Annotated in this window: 16 protein-coding genes; 6 read left to right on the forward strand and 10 right to left on the reverse strand. The window is 53.8% G+C overall.

Annotated features, from left to right (window positions below; all coding sequences use genetic code 11):
* Nucleotides 1–193 precede the first annotated feature (193 nt).
* The 5 genes from ABID47_RS27375 to ABID47_RS27395 form a co-directional block, all read right to left on the reverse strand.
* Entirely contained in the window at nucleotides 194–2245 is a 2052-nt protein-coding gene (locus tag ABID47_RS27375; protein WP_354501508.1) for a peptidoglycan D,D-transpeptidase FtsI family protein, read from the reverse strand.
* Between the two features lie 255 nt (nucleotides 2246–2500).
* Nucleotides 2501–4558, reverse strand: a complete 2058-nt coding sequence (locus ABID47_RS27380; RefSeq protein WP_435530675.1) for a peptidoglycan D,D-transpeptidase FtsI family protein — start codon at nucleotides 4556–4558, stop codon at nucleotides 2501–2503.
* A gap of 311 nt (nucleotides 4559–4869) precedes the next feature.
* Nucleotides 4870–5829 carry a helix-turn-helix transcriptional regulator gene (locus ABID47_RS27385; RefSeq protein ID WP_354501511.1) on the reverse strand — a complete coding sequence of 320 codons (960 nt, stop codon included), beginning with the start codon at nucleotides 5827–5829 and terminating at the stop codon, nucleotides 4870–4872.
* 175 nt (nucleotides 5830–6004) lie between these two features.
* The gene (locus ABID47_RS27390; protein WP_354501514.1) at nucleotides 6005–6703 is read right to left on the reverse strand and encodes a hypothetical protein; all 699 of its coding nucleotides are present in this window, start codon (nucleotides 6701–6703) and stop codon (nucleotides 6005–6007) included.
* 389 nt (nucleotides 6704–7092) lie between these two features.
* Nucleotides 7093–7254: a hypothetical protein gene (locus tag ABID47_RS27395; RefSeq protein WP_354501980.1), complete on the reverse strand. Its 162-nt coding sequence runs from the start codon at nucleotides 7252–7254 to the stop codon at nucleotides 7093–7095.
* Between the two features lie 271 nt (nucleotides 7255–7525).
* On the opposite strand from ABID47_RS27395, the gene ABID47_RS27400 reads away from it, so the two are divergent.
* From ABID47_RS27400 to ABID47_RS27410, 3 genes are all read left to right on the forward strand, one after another.
* The gene (locus ABID47_RS27400; protein WP_354501517.1) at nucleotides 7526–7948 is read left to right on the forward strand and encodes a hypothetical protein; all 423 of its coding nucleotides are present in this window, start codon (nucleotides 7526–7528) and stop codon (nucleotides 7946–7948) included.
* Nucleotides 7949–8062: 114 nt separating this feature from the next.
* Nucleotides 8063–8689: an AIM24 family protein gene (locus tag ABID47_RS27405; protein ID WP_435530679.1), complete on the forward strand. Its 627-nt coding sequence runs from the start codon at nucleotides 8063–8065 to the stop codon at nucleotides 8687–8689.
* 113 nt (nucleotides 8690–8802) lie between these two features.
* The gene (locus tag ABID47_RS27410) at nucleotides 8803–10068 is read left to right on the forward strand and encodes an MFS transporter (protein WP_435530676.1); all 1266 of its coding nucleotides are present in this window, start codon (nucleotides 8803–8805) and stop codon (nucleotides 10066–10068) included.
* Between the two features lie 97 nt (nucleotides 10069–10165).
* On the opposite strand, the gene ABID47_RS27415 is transcribed toward ABID47_RS27410, so the two are convergent.
* A complete protein-coding gene (locus ABID47_RS27415; RefSeq protein ID WP_354501523.1) occupies nucleotides 10166–11077 on the reverse strand; it encodes an EcsC family protein in 912 nt (303 codons plus the stop codon).
* Nucleotides 11078–11182: 105 nt separating this feature from the next.
* Nucleotides 11183–11638: an Lrp/AsnC family transcriptional regulator gene (locus tag ABID47_RS27420; RefSeq protein WP_089548473.1), complete on the reverse strand. Its 456-nt coding sequence runs from the start codon at nucleotides 11636–11638 to the stop codon at nucleotides 11183–11185.
* 229 nt (nucleotides 11639–11867) lie between these two features.
* Between ABID47_RS27420 and ABID47_RS27425 the strand changes: the two genes are divergently transcribed.
* Together ABID47_RS27425 and ABID47_RS27430 are read left to right on the forward strand one after the other, a co-directional pair.
* Nucleotides 11868–12707 carry a sulfite exporter TauE/SafE family protein gene (locus ABID47_RS27425; protein WP_354501526.1) on the forward strand — a complete coding sequence of 280 codons (840 nt, stop codon included), beginning with the start codon at nucleotides 11868–11870 and terminating at the stop codon, nucleotides 12705–12707.
* Nucleotides 12704–13090: a DUF1634 domain-containing protein gene (locus tag ABID47_RS27430; RefSeq protein WP_116234098.1), complete on the forward strand. Its 387-nt coding sequence runs from the start codon at nucleotides 12704–12706 to the stop codon at nucleotides 13088–13090. The genes ABID47_RS27425 and ABID47_RS27430 overlap by 4 nt, the downstream gene beginning before the upstream one ends.
* A gap of 59 nt (nucleotides 13091–13149) precedes the next feature.
* On the opposite strand, the gene ABID47_RS27435 is transcribed toward ABID47_RS27430, so the two are convergent.
* The 3 genes from ABID47_RS27435 to ABID47_RS27445 all read right to left on the reverse strand — a co-directional run bounded on the left by ABID47_RS27435 (nucleotide 13150) and on the right by ABID47_RS27445 (nucleotide 17378).
* The gene (locus ABID47_RS27435) at nucleotides 13150–14700 is read right to left on the reverse strand and encodes a potassium/proton antiporter (protein WP_354501529.1); all 1551 of its coding nucleotides are present in this window, start codon (nucleotides 14698–14700) and stop codon (nucleotides 13150–13152) included.
* A gap of 288 nt (nucleotides 14701–14988) precedes the next feature.
* A complete protein-coding gene (ilvD, locus tag ABID47_RS27440) occupies nucleotides 14989–16686 on the reverse strand; it encodes a dihydroxy-acid dehydratase (RefSeq protein WP_354501532.1) in 1698 nt (565 codons plus the stop codon).
* Nucleotides 16683–17378 (reverse strand): GntR family transcriptional regulator, encoded by a 696-nt coding sequence (locus ABID47_RS27445; RefSeq protein ID WP_354501535.1) that lies wholly within the window; start codon nucleotides 17376–17378, stop codon nucleotides 16683–16685. Before ABID47_RS27445 ends, ilvD begins: the two co-directional genes overlap by 4 nt.
* Before the next feature lie 236 nt (nucleotides 17379–17614).
* Between ABID47_RS27445 and ABID47_RS27450 the strand changes: the two genes are divergently transcribed.
* Nucleotides 17615–17989 carry a winged helix-turn-helix transcriptional regulator gene (locus ABID47_RS27450; protein ID WP_152398726.1) on the forward strand — a complete coding sequence of 125 codons (375 nt, stop codon included), beginning with the start codon at nucleotides 17615–17617 and terminating at the stop codon, nucleotides 17987–17989.
* The last annotated feature ends 108 nt before the right edge of the window (nucleotides 17990–18097 follow it).

Genomic DNA, 18097 nt, shown 5'->3' on the forward strand with positions numbered 1-18097 from the left:
AGACATACGGACATTTTACCACAAGGACCGGGACCTCACAAAAAGGATTTACAGCGGCACTTACATTGCTGGACAGGCCTACCATTAAAAAAGCAGGCAGCCGGGGAAAGTCCCGTGTCACTGCCTGCTAGATCAGCCAGTTTACCGCAAGCACCGATGGAATCCACGGCCTTGCAGGCACTGCCTGAATTTATTATGGGTTGCTTTGACCATCAGTCGTTTCCTTCTTGCCTTTCGGAACGCCGTCCAGTCCGTACACCTCGTCGTACGCGTCGAAAATTTTACGCGCGATCGGCGCGGCGCTCTGCGAGCCGAAGCCCCCTTCCGGGATCATAACCGCAATGGCCAGAACTGGATTTTCCTTCGGAGCAAAAGCGATAAACACCCCGTTATCGATCAGCTTGCCGCCGACGCTCTGGGTCGATGTCCCCGTCTTCCGGGCAAAGCTGTAAGGGAAGCCTTCAAAGGAGGAGACGTCACTCTTCATCCCGCGCTTGATTTCATCCCAGTACGACTGGCTGAAATTGACGGTGTTCAGCACTTCCGGCTTGAACGTCTTAAGGATGTTGCCTTTGTCGTCGGTGATCTTGCTGACGAGCTGCGGCTTCAGCCGCTTGCCTTCGTTAGCCAGCATGGCGGCGTATTGGGCGAGCTGCAGCGTCGTGTATTTCCCCTGCTGCCCGAAGGAAGCATAGGCCATGGCCGCCTGGGCTGAACCGGCTGCTTTAACATCCATATACTCCTTGCGGCCCTCCCATTCACCTGGCAGACCACTGCCCGTGCTGACCCCGAGACCAAACGAAGTCATGTAGCTGTCCCATACTTGGATGGCTTTGGAGCCGTATTTTTCATACAGCTTTTTCCCAATCTCGTCGACCATAAACGCGTTGGACGATTTCTCGATCGCACGCGCCGGGTCCATCCCGCCGTACACGTGGCCTTGGGAGTTCTGTACGCGGGTCTGGTGGCCTTCTTTACCGAAGTATGCCGCACCCGTATCGTTATAGTAGGTGTTTGTTCGAATCAAGCCTTCTTTCAGTCCGATCAGAACGCTAAGCGGCTTCATCGTGGAACCGAGCAGCACGACCGATTCCGGATGGCTGCCGGATTTCCCCGGGTTAAAGGAACGGATCGTGCCGTTCTGGTAAATGTTCTGAATTTTATCCCAGTTTTCCGGCGAGATGCTGCCCGACTGCCACACGTTCGTATCGTAGTCCGGCATGCTGGCCATGGCGACGATGTTGCCCGTCTTCACTTCCATCGCGACGGCGAATCCCGTCGTGGCGTTCGGATGCAGCTTGCCCGAAACCGGATGCGTATGGAGCCAGCTCAGCTGGTCGGTAATGGCCTGCTCCGTCTGCAGCTGAATCTCCTTGTTGATCGTGCTGTAGACGTTATGCCCTTTCTCCGGTGGCACGATCTCCTCCACGCCCTCCGGCATGTTGCGGGGATCGATCGGCACCTTCTTGTATCCGTTCTTGCCGCGCAGATCGTCCTGGTACATCAGCTCCAGGCCATCGTAACCGACAAACTCGGGCTCGGTGTAGATCAGGCCCGGATCGGTCTGCGCATCGCCGCTGCGCTGCTTCTCGTCGATCGTCTTGTATTTGGTCAAACTTTTCGATCCTTTAAAGGTTCGGATATACCCGATCGTCTGCACCGCCACGGTGTCGGGGTCATAATGCCGGATGCTTTCCTCTTCGATCGCGATACCCGGGAAATCGGACTTATGCTCCGAGAAGTAGGCGATTTCCTTGTTTGACAAATCCATCTTGATCCGGCGCGGTGAATAACCCGAATATTTCTTGTAATCCAGATCCATTGCATCTATGATATCCTGCTTGGTCATTTTCTCGCCGTTCGGGTTGCCGTATTTATTGAACACTTCCAGCAGATCCTCCGCCATTTTTTCGGCTTCCGGACGGTTCTTCTTCCCGTTCTTCTCGCTGTAATCCTTCATCAAGGTAAGATACAGCGACTGGGTCGGCGTGGAATAGGCCAGCTTCACGCCCGAAGCGTCATAAATTGTTCCCCGGACCGGAGGCAGCGGCACATCCTTGACGATGTTGCTGGACTCCTTCTCCGTCAGCGTGGGCCCCTCCACAAACTGCAGAATGGCGAGCCGGATAATGATGACACAGAAAATAATAAACGTACTGAAAAAGAACAGGTTAATCCGCAGGTTAAAGCTGTTTTTCCCTTTCTTCGGACCTTCCTGCGCATGGTCCGTCGTATAGTCGCTCACCAGCATTCCTCCTTCCTGTCTGACCTATGTAAAACGACCTTTATTATTCTAGCATAAAAGGCATGCATTCGACATCTTTCGCTCTTCCCCTTGGTTAGGACATAAGGATGCTGTTACTTTTTTAAGAACAACAGAAAAAGACCGCCCGGAAAATCGGGTCGGTCTTCATCCAATATATACATATGAAAGCATGGTTCTATCGGGGCGGACATCCGTGAAGCTGCCAAGCCGAATGGCCGTTGTTTTCGAACGGTCTTAGGGGTTCACAGCCTGCTTGTTTTTCTTCGGCACCCCGTCGAGTCCGTATTCCTGGTCATACGCATCGAAGATTTTGCGGGCGATCGGAGCTGCGCTGTATGCGCCGAAGCCTCCTTCCGGAATGACGACGGCGACGGCCAATTTCGGATTGTTCCGCGGGGCATAGGCGATAAAGACGCCGTTATCCCGTTTGACCCCATCCGACGACTCCTGCTGGGATGTCCCTGTCTTTCTGGCAAAATCATATGGGAAGCCGGCGAACGCGGATTTTACGTCAGTGTTCATCCCCCTCCGCACAAGGCTCCAGTAAGACTTGTCAAAGTCGTCCGTCTTGTTCAGCACCTCGCGCTTGAACGTTTTGACGACCTTGCCGTTCTGGTCGGTAATCTTGCTGACGATCTGCGGCTTGATCCGTTCCCCCTCATTCGCCAGCGTGGTGGCATATTGGGCGAGCTGAAGGGTTGTATACCTCCCTTCCTGGCCGAAGGATGCATAGACGAGAGACCCTTGGGCGCTGCCTGTTTGCGGGAACTTTCCGTTTTTGTCGGGCATATATTCCCGTTTGCCAAGGAATTCATTGGGGAGATCGATTCCCGTCGATACACCTAAACCAAATTGCTTCATATATCTATCCCAGACGTCGACACCCTTGTTGTATGCGCCGCCCGCGTTAATATATTTCTTAAACAACCTGTCGCCGACCATATCCACCATAAAGGCGTTCGATGAATGCTCGATGGCCTCAGCAGGGGTGCGGAGGTATCCATAGGCATGGTTCTGCGAGTTCCGTACAGGCTTCTTCTCTTTACCGAAATACGCAATGCCGACATCGTTATAAGGCGTCGTCGTCGAGAACAAATGCTCCTGCAGGCCGACCAGCACGCTGAGCGGCTTCATCGTGGAACCGAGCAGCAGCGTAGATTCCATGTTGTGGCCTGATTTACCGGAGGAATAAGGAGTAATTGTTCCGTTCTGATAGTTGGTCTGGATCTTATCAAAATCTTTTGGAGAAATCCCTCCATTCCCCCATACATTCGTGTCATAGTCAGGCATGCTGGCCATGGCCACAATTTTGCCGGTATCCACCTCCATGGCAACGGCGTAACCCGTCAGCGCATCTTTATGTGTCTGACCAGACACGGGATTGTGATGCACCCAGTCCAGCTGGTCCATGATCGCCTGCTCCGCCGTCTGCTGTACCTGCTTGTTGATCGTCAGCCAGACGTCGTTCCCCTTCTCGGGCGGGACGATCTCCTCGACACCGTCAACGATGTTGCCCGGCGTTACCGAGACTACTTTATACCCGTTTTTGCCCCGCAACTCTTTTTGAAAGGACATCTCGACACCGTCGACACCGACCAGCTCATCCGGCGTATAGACGAGTCCGGGATCCTTCTGGTCCTTGCGCGCCTCGTCATACTCTTTTAACGACTCCGTATGCTTGAAGCTCTTAATGTATCCGACCGTTTGCACCGCGATCGTATTCGGGTTATACGTCCGCTTCGATTCCTCAATAATTTCGATGCCCGGAAATTCGGATTTCCGCTCCATGAAATAGGCGATCTCCCGCTGCGATAAATCCATCTTGATCCGGCGCGGATAATACCCGTGCTCTTTCTTGGAATCCAGGTCCATCGCTTCAATGATGTCTTCCTTCTTGATCGGGTCCCCCAATCCGTTAAAGACATCCGCTATTTTCTGAGCCAACTGCAACGCTTCCGCGCGGTTCTTCCTGCTTTTTTCCGTCGCGTTGCTGTAATCCTTCTGAAGGGTTATGTACAACGACTGTACCGGCGTAGAAAAAGCCAGTTTGGTGCCGGTCGCATCCAAAATATCTCCACGGGCAGGCGGAAGCGGAATATTTTTCGTGTTTTGCCCTGTTTCTTTCTCCGTCAGGGTATCTGCTTCGACGAATTGTATGACGGCCAGCCGGATAATAATGACGCAAAAGATGACGAAGGTGCTGAAAAAAAACAAATTCAACCGTAAGTTAAGCCCGGACTTGGGCTCATTGTCCTTGTCGCCTTTCACGTTCCTTCCCAAAAAATTGTTCACCGATCTCCCCACTTCCTTGCACTCATCTCAAACTGGAAAACATTCCTTATAATTTTAACATATCTTGACAGTGAGGAGAATGATAGGAAAATGATAAACATACGATTTCCTGGGCTGTATCGTAATGACTCAAGTGAAGTCGGCCGTTCGTCGTTCGGATTCTCGAATGGGGCGGGAAAACATACCTGAAGTCGCTGCCATGCATGAAGAGGAATTTGAAAAGACAGGGCCAGCATCCATCGGGAAGGCGGGATGTCAACTGCTGGCATTTCCCTGTTGCAGGGTGAGCAATAAAGTGCGGGGATCCTGTATCATTTGTATAAAGCAAGCCATTTGCGCAAATTCCGTTTCATCATCTCCCTGTAAAATACGGGCTCCATAATTTCGGCTTCCGCCCCGTACTGGGACAGCCAGCTTATAAATTCAACCACGTTGGTCACACATAACTCCACAATCAGACTGCCGTCCCGGCTCTCCGCCATGCGCATCGGGGGAATAAACGCCTCAGTTCTGAACATATTCGCCATCCGGGGGGAGATCCTGATTTTAAACTGTATTTGGTCTTGCTCGTGCTGCTCATGATAAGGATCCAACAACTCTTGCTGAACATGCATATGTACTTTGACGAATACGTCATCTAAAACTTCTACCTGCTGAAAATTGCTGAGAGGGTAAATTTGGATATTCCCTTCCGAATGGCTCCGGCCGACCAGATAAAAACGATGCTTCCAAGGTACGAGCCAGTAAGGATCGATTCTTCCGGACTTTCGCTCCCGGCGTTCAGAAAGAAAGTATTCCGCCTGGATCGTATGCTGGGACAAGGTGGCCATGAGAATCGGGATGAGAAACGGCGGCTGATCCCGTATCGCTGCCGCAGACTTGTCCGCCGATGTCACTGCTTCTTGCTGCTCTGTTACCGCGGAATCTGCTCTTCGCTTATGGTTCGCCGCCATGACTTTCTCATATGCACTTTCAAACGCCGCGGGCAGGATCGGTTTAATCTGATTCATAATGGAAGGAAGCGCCGCGAAAGCGGACGTTTCCTCTTCCGTCCAATCCAGCGGATACAAGGCAAAATCCCCGATGAACCTGTACCCCTTGCCATGCCCCTGATGGGTAATCGGAATGTGCATGGCGCTCAGGGCATCCATATCGCGATATATCGTCCGCTCGCTGGTGCCGCAGCGCTCCGCAAGCTCCCTCGCCAGAATGCCGGGCTTGGCCTGAACCAGGGTGATAATGCGCATTAGTCGGATCAGTCTGTCTGTCATGTGGATTCTCCTAGCTCGTATAGTAAATTAGACTCATATCTCAACTTCCGAAGTAGTCCATTCGACTTGTAGCAAAGCGAATCCTGCTTTCATGTTCCAAAGACCATCCCCTTCGTTTTTGCTATTTTTTCTTGAAAAATATGTACTTGATATGGAAGGGTATACATGCGACTCCTTACCCGTTTCTGACCAAAGAAGTATTCCTATTCATGTAAGTTCCTACATAATGCTCGCTGAGCTGGTACAGCATGTCGGCCTCGGCCAGCAAACGGCCGTCCGCGTTCCGGGCCGCGCTGATCAGCAGCTCGTCCCCCTTGCGGCGGAGCACCCATTCCCCATGCTCAATATCGCCGAATTCAAACAGCCTGATGGCTTCCTTGACTACTCCCGGTGTTTCCAGAAGTTTCACATGCTTATGGACGTGAAAATCCTCCGGCTGTCGCAAAAGCCCCATGTGATACGTGTAATTCATATAAAGTTCTTTGACGGGGAGCTCCTTGATCCGCTCCTTGTTCCGCTCCTTGTAACGCCACTGGACCGAGATAACGCCATGAAGACCTGGACTTTGCGGCTCAAGGGCAAGCTCGATCGCAAAGAACTGCTTGACTCCGTCCTGCAGATGCCCCAGCGGCATGATCAATGAATGATTCAGACCTCTTCTTGCCTTTGCCCCGTAAATACGCAGCAAGGTCACATGTGGTTCCAGCCACAAGTGCAGCTCCACATCCCGGGCGATAAGCTTAGGGGAGGTTCGCCTCCGGGCAGGACGCAGCGTTCCTCCGTACCACTCGACTAGTAGAATAGCCTTATTCATTCCGCTGGCAAAAATATGATTGCGGTTCCATGTAAATTGATCCTGTATACCTGACTGCATGGATGTTCACCCCTATCTCAATTCATCGTCTTTATATCGTACCAATATTGGCTGACAGCATCTTGTCACGGAACATATGTTCGTATACATATATTTGTAAATAATATCACAACATTCCACTATTTTCTACCTGATTCTTCCTTTTTTTCGAGTAAACCACTCCCTTCATCGCGGCCTTTTCACTTCAATGCATCTTTATGTAAAAAGTCCTACGATTTGTCCTAAACTAGTATAAAAGAACGAAATTGAAATAAATGTCGAAACGTGTAGTATAGATTCGAAGCGGCAAACTTTTTTTATCGGCATAAATTTCGCCCATGCGAAAAAAGACCCAGAATCTCGAAGGATTCCAGGTCTTTTGCGCTTTGAAATATGGTATTATTTAGACATTAACTGACAATTGCATTCATTTTGGTTTCGGTTGGACCGGCCGTTTCGAGGATTTGGACCGGTGCATACGTAACTTTGTCAATCCACAGCTCCTTGCCCAAAGGCTCGCCGTTAACGGTAATCCTAATCTTTTTATATTGTTGTTCTGTTTCACGCATCATTCATTGCTCCTTTTCATGTCCTATATATTCGTATATTTGAGAGGGCTTCTTCTATTCCTGGGACTGGCTCTTCTGTCCGCCTTTTGGTGCGTCATCCGGCTTCCTTTTTCATTTACCCGCTTTGGGCGCCATTTGAAACCGGTCCGGCAAAAATGGACGAAAGTGGAACTTATTCGCCGGTTTTCGAGTATATTCTATGGACGGCTCCGGCCTGTCCTGCGTGATGGACAACCCTCACTTTCTATAACTCTATGCAGGAGGTTGTTGCTTTATGAACCGGAACTTATCGCTGATCCGCCTATTATGCGCGGTTATGATTGTCATAAGCGGCACGATGCTGTTCAAGACTTCCGCCAAAGCGAATTATTTCGACGATTTTTATAAAGGGGTGGAGACGTTCTCCGGCCTCCCCAGCGAAGTCAACCGGCTGAAGGAGAGCTACCGGGAAACCTTGGACGATCTCGACCGGGCTCAAGCTGACGCGAAGCAGTACCAAGAGCAGAACGCCGAGCTGATGGCTCAGAACAAGGAGCTGTCCGAAACCGTTCAGGCGCTGCAGGAAACCAATCAGGCCAGGGCAGCCAGGGAGCATAAGCTGAAAGTCATGCTGATCACAGTGGTCGCTCTGGCCGCCGGGTATTTTGTTTTTATCCGCATTATGCGGTACTTCATGCGCAGAGCCAATCGGATTTAGCGACAATCCTGGAACCCGAAGTAGGAGGAATTGCCATTGAATCTGTCGATACAGGAACATGCAAGCCCGGACAGCGGACAAGCCGTGACCTTCCTGCTGGAACAAGGGGAAGAGATGCACTTTTTGCATCCGGAGCAGATCATCGCCTACAGGGGACCGTCCGACGGGCGGAGCGACCGGCTGATGAATATTAAGGGGATGTACCGGAAGAAAAAACTGATTCAGGCGGATATGCGGGGGAGCTGCAGTTTTACCGCAGCGCTGCCTCCCGGCTACAGCGTCAAGCCGATTGAGCTTGCCGGCGGCAGCGATTTGCTGTACGACCTGCGTCATTTGTTTTTTTACAGCTCCGGCATCACCATGAAAACGCGGATTCTGAGCGCGAAGAATATGCTGATTACCCGTGACGCCATCAAGGTGAAATTTGCCGGGACGGGCACGATCGGCGTCCTGACCGAAGGCATGGTCCTGGAAGCGGAGCTTCATCCGGACGAGCCGCTGTACGTTGACGCGGGAAGCGTGATCGCTTACCCCGAGAATGCCAAACTCGACCTGACGGTTTACGGCAATACGCTGGCCAGCCAGCACATGAATTATCATTTTAAAATGACGGGTGTGGGAACGGTGCTGTTTCAGGCCGGACACCGGAGCAGCCACCTGGAGAAGGACCTGAATAACGACGGGCTGATCAAGCGGGTACTGCGGGAGATCATTCCGTTCGGGGGAGTTTTTATCAAGTAAGGGGTATACGGTTTGCCTGAATCTGACATATAATCTCCTTAAACATTCCGAACAATAGAGGACCTGACATGTACATAGCCGATCCTTCTTGAGTTCAAACACCAGGAGGTAACATGTCCGTTCAAACGATGACCAAGACTTCGCCGCCAAGTGGACAGCAGCCGCTGACGCAGCCGGATATGTCGGCCACGGTCTACCGGATCCTCATCGCCATCAGCCTCGTGCATCTGTTTAATGACTCGATCCAATCGGTCATCCCGGCGATCTTCCCGATTCTGAAGTCGTCCATGCACCTGACCTATACGCAGATCGGGATCATTTCTTTTGCGATCAACTTTACGTCCTCCATTATGCAGCCGGTGGTCGGATGGTTCGCCGACCGCAAGCCGACGCCCGCGCTGCTCCCGATCGGGATGGGCTTCACCTTCACTGGGATGCTGCTGATGGCCTTCGCCACCACCTATCCGGCCTTGCTGCTGGCCGTCGTGTTCGTGGGCCTGGGCTCGGCCGCCTTTCATCCGGAAGGCTCGAGGGTATCCCACATGGCCTCCGGAACGCGCCGCGGGCTGGCCCAGTCGATCTTCCAGGTCGGCGGCAACGCCGGGCAGTCCCTGGCTCCCGTGCTGACGATGTGGATTTTCATCCCGCTCGGCCTGTTCGGCTCGATCTGGTTTACCATCGTCGCCGCGGCCGGCATTGCGGTCCAAATCTTTATCGCCAGATGGTACGGCAACCGCCTGCGCACCGGGGCGTACCAGAAGAAGAAAACGCAGGCGCGCCAGCTGCGGCCGGAAGTGCGCTCCCGCGTCCGTTTCGCGATCGTGCTGCTGGTGCTGCTCGTGTTCGTCCGTTCTTGGTACAGCTCGTCCATCAGCACGTTCTTTTCATTCTATCTCATGGAGAATTTCCACCTTTCCGTGAGCGACGCGCAGGTTTACATTTTCCTGTTCCTAGCAGCCGGCGCCGTCGGCACGTTCTTTGGCGGTCCGCTGGCCGACCGGTTCGGCAAACGGAACATGATCTTCTGTTCGATGATCCTTGCTGCTCCGCTGGCCATCCTTCTGCCTTATGCGAATCTGTTCTGGTCAGGCGTGCTGCTGGCGCTCATCGGCCTGATCGTCTTCTCCAGCTTCTCGGTGACGGTCGTGTATGCGCAAATGCTGTTCCCCGGCAAAATCGGAACCGTCTCCGGCCTTATTACCGGCCTGGCTTTCGGGATGGGGGGCCTTGGCGCACTCGTGCTGGGTAAATGGACCGATATCGTGGACATTACGACCGTCATGCAGATATGCAGCTTCCTGCCGCTGCTTGGCATTCTGACTTATCTGCTTCCGTCCGACAAGCTGCTGAACCGGTGGTCCGAGGGAACGGAAGCCTGATCAGAGTTGTTGCGCGTCCAAGCAATTCATCTGAAAAAAAGGACCGCCCTGGGCTTTATAATAAAGCCTGGTGGCGGTCCTTTTAAGTTGCCGGCCCTTATGCCTCATCGTCCGGCTGCTCCGAGCGCAGCTTGGTCACAATCCGCCGCTTCCTGTACAGCATTTTTCCGGCTTCGGCCACATCCTCAATCGTGCCCTTGTTGCTGATGGAGCCGAAGAAAATCCCGGCAATCGGTACGAGCTGGAACAGCTTTTTCCATCCGAAGCTGTCACGGTACGTCTGCACCACTTCCCGCCAGCCCTGAATCTGCGACATGACTTGGGCCGGCGCGTGGTCTCCGTCAAACTGCCCAAGCTCGTCCAGCACCGCCTTTTTGCCGACAATGTCGGCCGATGCGAACTGAAGGCACTTGACGATAAACAGGCGCTCTTTCTCATCCCTTGGATCGTAGCCGTAGCAAACGGCGATCTCCTGCAGCACCTTCAAAGAAAGGCCTAGCACCGCAGGGATGTCGATGGCCAGCGTCAATACGCCGCCGATGCCCGTTGTCGCCCCTTGGGCAGCAGCAAGCTTGGCGCGGCTCGCGGTGAGCTCATCCGCCACGCTGTCCATGACCGCAAGCGGCAGATTCGCCGCCTCGGCGAGCGTCAGTCCGGCTCCATCCCCGCCGTCATGCCCATCGGCCGGTTCCGGCGCCCCCCTTCCCTCCAGACCGCTTCCCATAAGCGAATGCGTCCGCTCAAGCCGCTTAAGAATGGATCTGCGCTGCACCAAATACTGCCCGCCGGTCTGCAGAAACCGTCCGACCTCGCCAAGCCCTTCGGCCAGCTTGTCCTGAATCACTTTCGGCGTCAGCCGGTCCAGCAGCATAAACGGCAGCCGACTCCATTTTTCCCAAAACCACGCGCTTTTCTGATCCTTCTCCCATTTTTCAATCCGCCTTAATTCCTGCTCTAGCTGATCTTTGGTCTCCATCTGTCCAGACACCTCCCAAAATTGGTTGTTCATCTAACACGGCTCCGATACGCCTTCCCCGCGATCCGGTTACCCACATACATAGATAGGCATGATAAACGAGAAAGACCGCATGGATGCAGCTGCATGAAGGACATCTTAAATCTGTATGCCTTCCCGCTCTTTGAACCGGCGGATCAGAAACTCGCTGTGCACGTTCGTGATGCCCTCCACCGTCTGGAGCTTCCGCAAATATTTTTCCACATGCTCCTGGTCATCCATCAACGCATGAACATGCAGGTGCGGGCCGCCGCTCATCTGGTAGACGCTCGTGATTTCATCATCCGCAAGCAGCGTTTCGGCAACGGTCTCAAGCAGGTTCCACTCCACTTCAATCAAGAAGTACACCGACATGCTTTTTCCGGCCTTCAGCGGGTTGACAATCACCGTAAATTTATCGATGATTCCCTGCTCCATAAGGCCATTGACCCGTTCCCGAACGGCAGCCCGCGTCAGGTTCACAAAACGGCCGAGCTCGGCATGGCTGAGCCTGCCGTTATCGAGCAGATGATCCAGAATCATATTGTCTTTTTCGTCCAAGTGTTTGAATTTCATGGCTTTCTTCCTCTCCCGGCATAAGCTTCATTGCTTCGTTGTATTTTACATTGTAAAAATATAATGCATATATATCGTCCGTTTGTATGGTTAAAATTATACAAACGGTGTATAATGAATCCGTTCTACGGCATCCGGATGCGATAAGCCCCGTGTTTTTAGTGTACAGGGACACGGCGGAAGAACGCAATCCGGACTCTTATTTTCTGACACAGGCAGGTGTACTCATGTGATTACGTTATCTTTGGAAATTCTGCTCATCTCCGTTCTGGCCGGCATCGTCGGATCGGTGCTGGGGCTCGGAGGCGGCATCATCATCACGCCGGCGCTGACGCTTCTATTCGGGGTCAGTATCGAGCATGCCATTGGCGCCAGCATCATATCTGTCATCGCCACTTCAAGCGGCTCCGCCATCGCATACATCCGCGACCGGATCACCAATATGAGGGTCGGGATGTTTCTGGAAATCGCCACAACCATCGGGGCGATCACCGGCGCATTTATCGGCGGCATCATCGCCCCTAATCTGCTCTATATCATCTTCGGGCTGCTGCTCATCTACTCCGCGTTTAATATGATCAAGAAGAAGAGCGAAGGTGCCGCCGGTGAGGTCAGCATGAGCCCGGCTGCCAAGAAGCTCCGGCTTGAAGGAAGCTATTATGATAAAGCCATCAAGCAGGACGTCCCTTACCATGCCGGAAACGTCTACGGAGGCTTCTCCGTCATGTACGGCGCGGGAATTGTATCCGGCCTGCTCGGCATCGGCAGCGGCAGCTTCAAAGTGCTGGCCATGGACGTGTTCATGAAGCTTCCTTTGAAGGTCTCGACCGCTACCAGCAACTTCATGATGGGCGTGACCGGGGCGGCCAGCGCGGGAGTCTACCTGCTGCGCGGGGATATCGATCCGCATATCGCCGGACCGGTGGCTCTCGGCGTTCTGGCCGGAGCGACCGTCGGTGCGCAAATTATGCAGCGCCTCAAGAGCAAAACGATCCGCCTGCTGTTCATTCCGGTGCTGGCGTACGTGGCCGTGCAGATGATTTTGGAAGGAGTGGGACTGACGAAATGAGCGAACCGAACGAGCAACGCCAAGAGCGGCAACAGAAAGATATTTTGGAGGTGGAGCTGGCCGTCAGCCGCTGGCTCCGGGTCGGCGTCGTGCTGAGCGCAGCCGTCATCATCGTCGGATTGGTGCTCTTTTTTATGGAGGGAAGCAGCGGTTACCCTGGCAGCTCTTACCCGCACAGCCTCCCCGATATTGTGAGCGGAATCGCGTCATTCAAGCCTTACGCCGTCATCACGGCCGGATTGATCCTTCTCATTCTGACCCCTGTACTGCGCGTCGCGATCTCCATCTGGGTATTTGTGCGCGAAGGCGACAAGCTGTATACGGGGATTACCACCCTGGTGCTCCTGATTCTGATCATCAGCTTTATCCTGGGAAAAGCCTGAACCTAGGCATTCCAAAAAGCCCTGCTTCTTCGCAAAGAAGGCAGGGCTTTTGTGTTAAGTTAAGTCTCCTTTTCCGGAGGGTCGTCCGGTTCTTTAGGCGGTATGATGTTGGTGGCTTCTTCCGGCTTCTGCTTCACCTCGTTGAGATGAACCACCGGAAGTGCCGGGGAAGTCAGAATCGCCTTCACCTGCTTCCGCTTCGCCTTCGGGCTCAGCACATACACCGTATCTCCGGACTCGATCCTCGTGTTTCCGCGCGGAGCGATGATCTGTTCGTGGCGGATGATCGCCGTAAACAAAATGTCCTCCGGCAGGTCGAGCTCGGAAATTTCCTTGCCGGCGATCGCCATCGTCTCGTTGACGTCCACGTGGTTGATTTCCGACTTCGCCTTGCCCAAAGCCGTCAGCTCCAGGAGCGAAGGGTTGGACGGTTTGATTTCCCCCGCCAGCCCCAGCTTCCCGGCAAACGGGGAAATCGTTGCCCCCTGGATAATGGCCGAGGTCAGAACGACGAAAAACACCACGTTAAAAAATAGCCGCCCGTGTTCCATTTCCGCCAGCATCGGATAAGTCGCCAGCACGATCGGTACGGCTCCGCGCAGGCCGGCCCAGGAAATGAGCAGCTTTTCCCGGAAAGAATACTTCATCCCGAGCGTGCTGAGGAAGACGCCCACGGGCCTTGCTATCAGCATCAGAATCAGGGAAAGCAGCAGACCTTCCCCGACGATGCCCGGCAGCTCGGATGGAAAGACAAGCAGGCCCAGCAGCACGAACATGACGATCTGCATCATCCAGCCGAACCCCTGGTTAAAATGCATGATCGAGCGCCCATAGGCCAAATCGGAATTGCCCATGACGATGGCTGTCACGTAGACGGCGAGGAGCCCGCTGCCATGGATCACCGAGGTGGCGCTGTACGCAAGAATGGCGAACCCCAGCGCCATCACGGGATACAGTCCGGACGAATCGAAATTGATCTTGTTGATGACGTAAACCGCCAGCCTGCCGATGAGCAGCCCCATGACCAGACCGATGCCCATTTCCCAGAAAAACGACAGGATCATTTGGAAGATTTCCGCCTCGGGATGCTGATCATATTCGATCAGGGAGACGGTAAGAAAGACGGCCATCGGGTCATTGCTGCCGGACTCGGCTTCCAGGGTGGAGGTCAGACGCTTTTTGATATTTTTCCCTCCAAGCACCGAGAATACCGCGGCCGCATCCGTCGATCCGACGATGGCACCGAAGAGAAAGCCTTCCACCCAGGACACGCCCAAAATATACTTGGCGCAGACGCCAACGATAAAGGTCGTCAGCAGCACCCCCACCGTCGCCAGCGACAGAGCAGGCTTGATGACCGGCTTGATATCGTCAAACTTCGTCTGCATGCCCCCTTCGAACAAAATGACAATCAGCGCCAAAATCCCGACGATCTGGGTGATGAGGACGTTATCGAAATACACGAACCGCGTAATCAGCATGCCGACGATGATAAACAGCACAAGGGCCGGCATGCCGAATCTCGAGGAAAATTTGGTGGTCAGCACGCCGACGAGCAGCAGGCCGGCCATTAATAGAACAAGTGAATTAACCAATGTTGTGGAATCCAAACAGCCTCGCCTCTTTAAAATGGAATGTAAACACGCCTAGATTTCGGTTGCGAACAAGAAAATTGCCCTAGTTATATATAAACCAAGCAACTAACAATACAAACAGAAGCGGTATGTCCCTCCCCCTTTAGGGCCGTCAATTGGCGGTGAGAACAGCCCTCTGAAAAGGGGAATCATGGGTCTACATTTTCCAAATAAAGGCGGGATTATGCGGGGTTATTGGACATGGACGGATCATGGAAATAAAAAGGGAACACCGCATCTGTCGCGGTGCCCCCTGTTTACAATTTAAACGTCCCCATCCGTGACGGCTCCCTTGGATGCCGAGGATACGAGCCGCGCATACTTCCGCAGCACGGCGGCGGAATGCTTCAGCTGCGGCGGGAACCACTGCTTTGCTCTCTCCTCCAGCTCCTCGGAACTGACCTGCATATTGATTTCCTGGGTTTCGCTGTCGATGGTAATGATATCCCCTTCCCGAAGGAGGGCAATCGGACCACCGACCTGAGCTTCCGGAGCCACGTGTCCCACCACAAAACCGTGCGAGCCGCCGGAGAACCGGCCGTCGGTCAGAAGCGCCACGTCGCCGCCAAGTCCTTTGCCCACAATCATGGCGGTGACGGACAGCATTTCCGGCATGCCGGGACCGCCTTTCGGTCCGCAGTAGCGGATGACGACGACATCTCCCTTCCGGATCCGGTCGCCCACGATCGCTTCTGTGGCTTCTTCTTCACTGTCAAATACGCGGGCAGGCCCGGTAAAGGACAGCCTGCTCAGGCCGGACATTTTGGCCACGGCCCCATCCGGCGCTAAATTGCCCTTCAGCAGCACGAGCGGCCCTGTAGGCTTCAGCGGCTGATCCAGCGGTCTGACGACATTCTGCCCGCTCCGCAGCGGCGGCACCGCTGCCAAATTTTCCGCGATCGTATGCCCGGTTACGGTGATGCAATCGCCGTGAAGCAGGCCCGCTTCAAGCAGCAGCTTCATGACCGCAGGGACACCCCCGGCATCGCTCAGATCCTGCATCATATACCGGCCGCTCGGCTTCAAATCGGCAAGATGCGGCACCTTCTTGCGAATCCGCTCGAAGTCGTCGATGGTCAGATCGACCTGAACGGAATGGGCGATGGCCAGCAGATGCAGAAAGGCGTTGGTCGATCCCCCCAGAGCCATGACGACGGTAATGGCGTTCTCGAATGCCTTTTTCGTCATAATGTCTCTTGGATAAATCCCTTTTTCGAGAAGCTGGATCACCGTTTCTCCCGCCCTCGCACATTCATCGGCTTTTCCGCTTGCGATGGCCGCCGTCGATGAGGAACCAGGCAGGCTCATGCCCATCGCTTCCGCGGCCGCAGCCATGGTGTTGGCCGTATACATTCCCCCGCAGGCTCCGGCACCCGGACAAACGTGGCACTCGATTTGATGGAGCTCCTCGGGAGTCATTTTGCCGTCATGATACTGCCCGACAGCTTCGAAGGCCGTCACGATATTTACGTCCCGGCCGTTCAGCGATCCAGGCTGAATTGTGCCTCCGTAAACGTATACAGCCGGAAGATTCATGCGTCCGATCGCCATCAGGCAGGCCGGCGTATTCTTGTCGCACCCGCCGATCGCTACCAGGCCGTCAAAACGCTCGGCGTTCACGACGGTTTCGATCGAATCGGCAATAATTTCCCGGCTTGGCAGCGAAAACAGCATGCCTTCATGCCCCATAGATATCCCGTCGGAAACGGTGATCGTATTGAATATGAGCGGAGCCCCGCCGCCGGCCTGAGCGCCTTTCTTGGCTTCCCTGGCCAATTCATCAATATGCATATTGCAGGGTGTCACTTCGCTCCAGGTGCTGGCCACGCCGATCATCGGCTTCTTGAAATCCTCATCCTTAAATCCGACCGCACGGAGCATGGCCCGGTTCGGGACCCGGTTTACGCCCTCACTGATGACTTTGCTGCGAATCCGCAGATCAGGTCGATCTTGACTCGTCATTTCGAATCGTCTCCTTCCGAGTGGTTTTGAATGAATGCATAAAGCTCATTCATCGGTCTCAGCAAATTCTTCTTCATCACCGAGGCGGCCAGCGCCGCATCCTTCTTCTCGAACGCCTCAATGATGCGGGCATGCTCTTCTGCCGAGGCAGCGGTTGCCGACACCGGCTGAGCCAGAAAAACATACTTGAACCTCCGAATATGGATTTGCAGCGAGGCGCTGAAGGATGCAACGTAGGCATTATCAGAGGCGTCCACGATCAGGTTATGAAACTGCTCGTCAAGCTCCATCGCCTGGTACGGCTGTCCCTGCTTGATCGCGGCGGCGAAATCGGCGTTAAGCCCCTTCAGCTGTTCGATCTGCTCCGCCGAAATATGAGTCGCAGCCGTTTCAGCCGCCAGGGAATGCAAAGCAGCCAGGGTAGCGTACATTTTCAGAATGTCATCCTTCTCGACCGTCTGAACGCGCGTATCCCTTCCCGGATGCATTTCTACCAGCCCTTGAACTTCCAGCAGCTGCAGCGCCTCGCGTACGGGGGTGCGGGAAACCCCCAGCGCCTCTGCCAACTCGGCATCCACCAGTTTTTCTCCCGGTTGAAGGGTGCCGTCGATAATCCATCTCTGAATTTGGCTGAAGGCCCGCTCCTTAGCGGTCATACGCACAGGCGAGGAATAACTTTTAGGGATCGGCATGATCGCTCACTCCTTTATCTTATGTATGCAATATATCGCATACATATATTAAATTCAAGGATAAAAATAAAATGCCCTCCATTTTCCCGTCGCCTGTTATGCGGATCGCAACCAGTCATGCTATATTGGAAATAATCAGACGGATTATCGCTCCCTGCGGCCCCAGGTTATCATATACCTTAAAGATGACTTGAAGACGGCGGCGAACAGACCCTTACTTACGGAGGTGCGAACGTATGGATCAACCGGTGAAAGTATATAATACAGCGGTGGAAGTAACCCTGGAGGTGATCGGTGGCAAGTGGAAGCCGGTCATCCTGTTTCATCTGACCTTCGGCAAAAAGCGGAACAACGAGCTCCTGCATCTCATTCCTTCCATCACCCAGAAAATGCTGACCCAGCATTTGCGCGAACTGGAAGACGAGGGCATCATTCAGCGCATTATCTACAATGAAGTTCCTCCCAAGGTTGAGTATGAACTGACCGAGTATGGCTGGAGCATGAAGGAGCTGCTGCACATGATGTGCCGATGGGGAGAAATGCATGTCGATAAAAAGTACCAGGGAACGGCGGCCATCAGAGAAAACTCCCGCTTGAAGTCTGCGCCGTAAACAAGCAGGTTGACCGGCTGCAAGGGCAGGCGGCCATCGGCAGATCGGTCGTTTAAAAGGCACCGGCGGCGCCAAGAGGGATCCTGCGGCTTAACTCGGAAGGATCCG

It is taken from the genome of Paenibacillus favisporus, from assembly GCF_040545415.1.
Classification (GTDB): Bacteria; Bacillota; Bacilli; order Paenibacillales; family Paenibacillaceae; genus Paenibacillus_AQ; species Paenibacillus_AQ favisporus.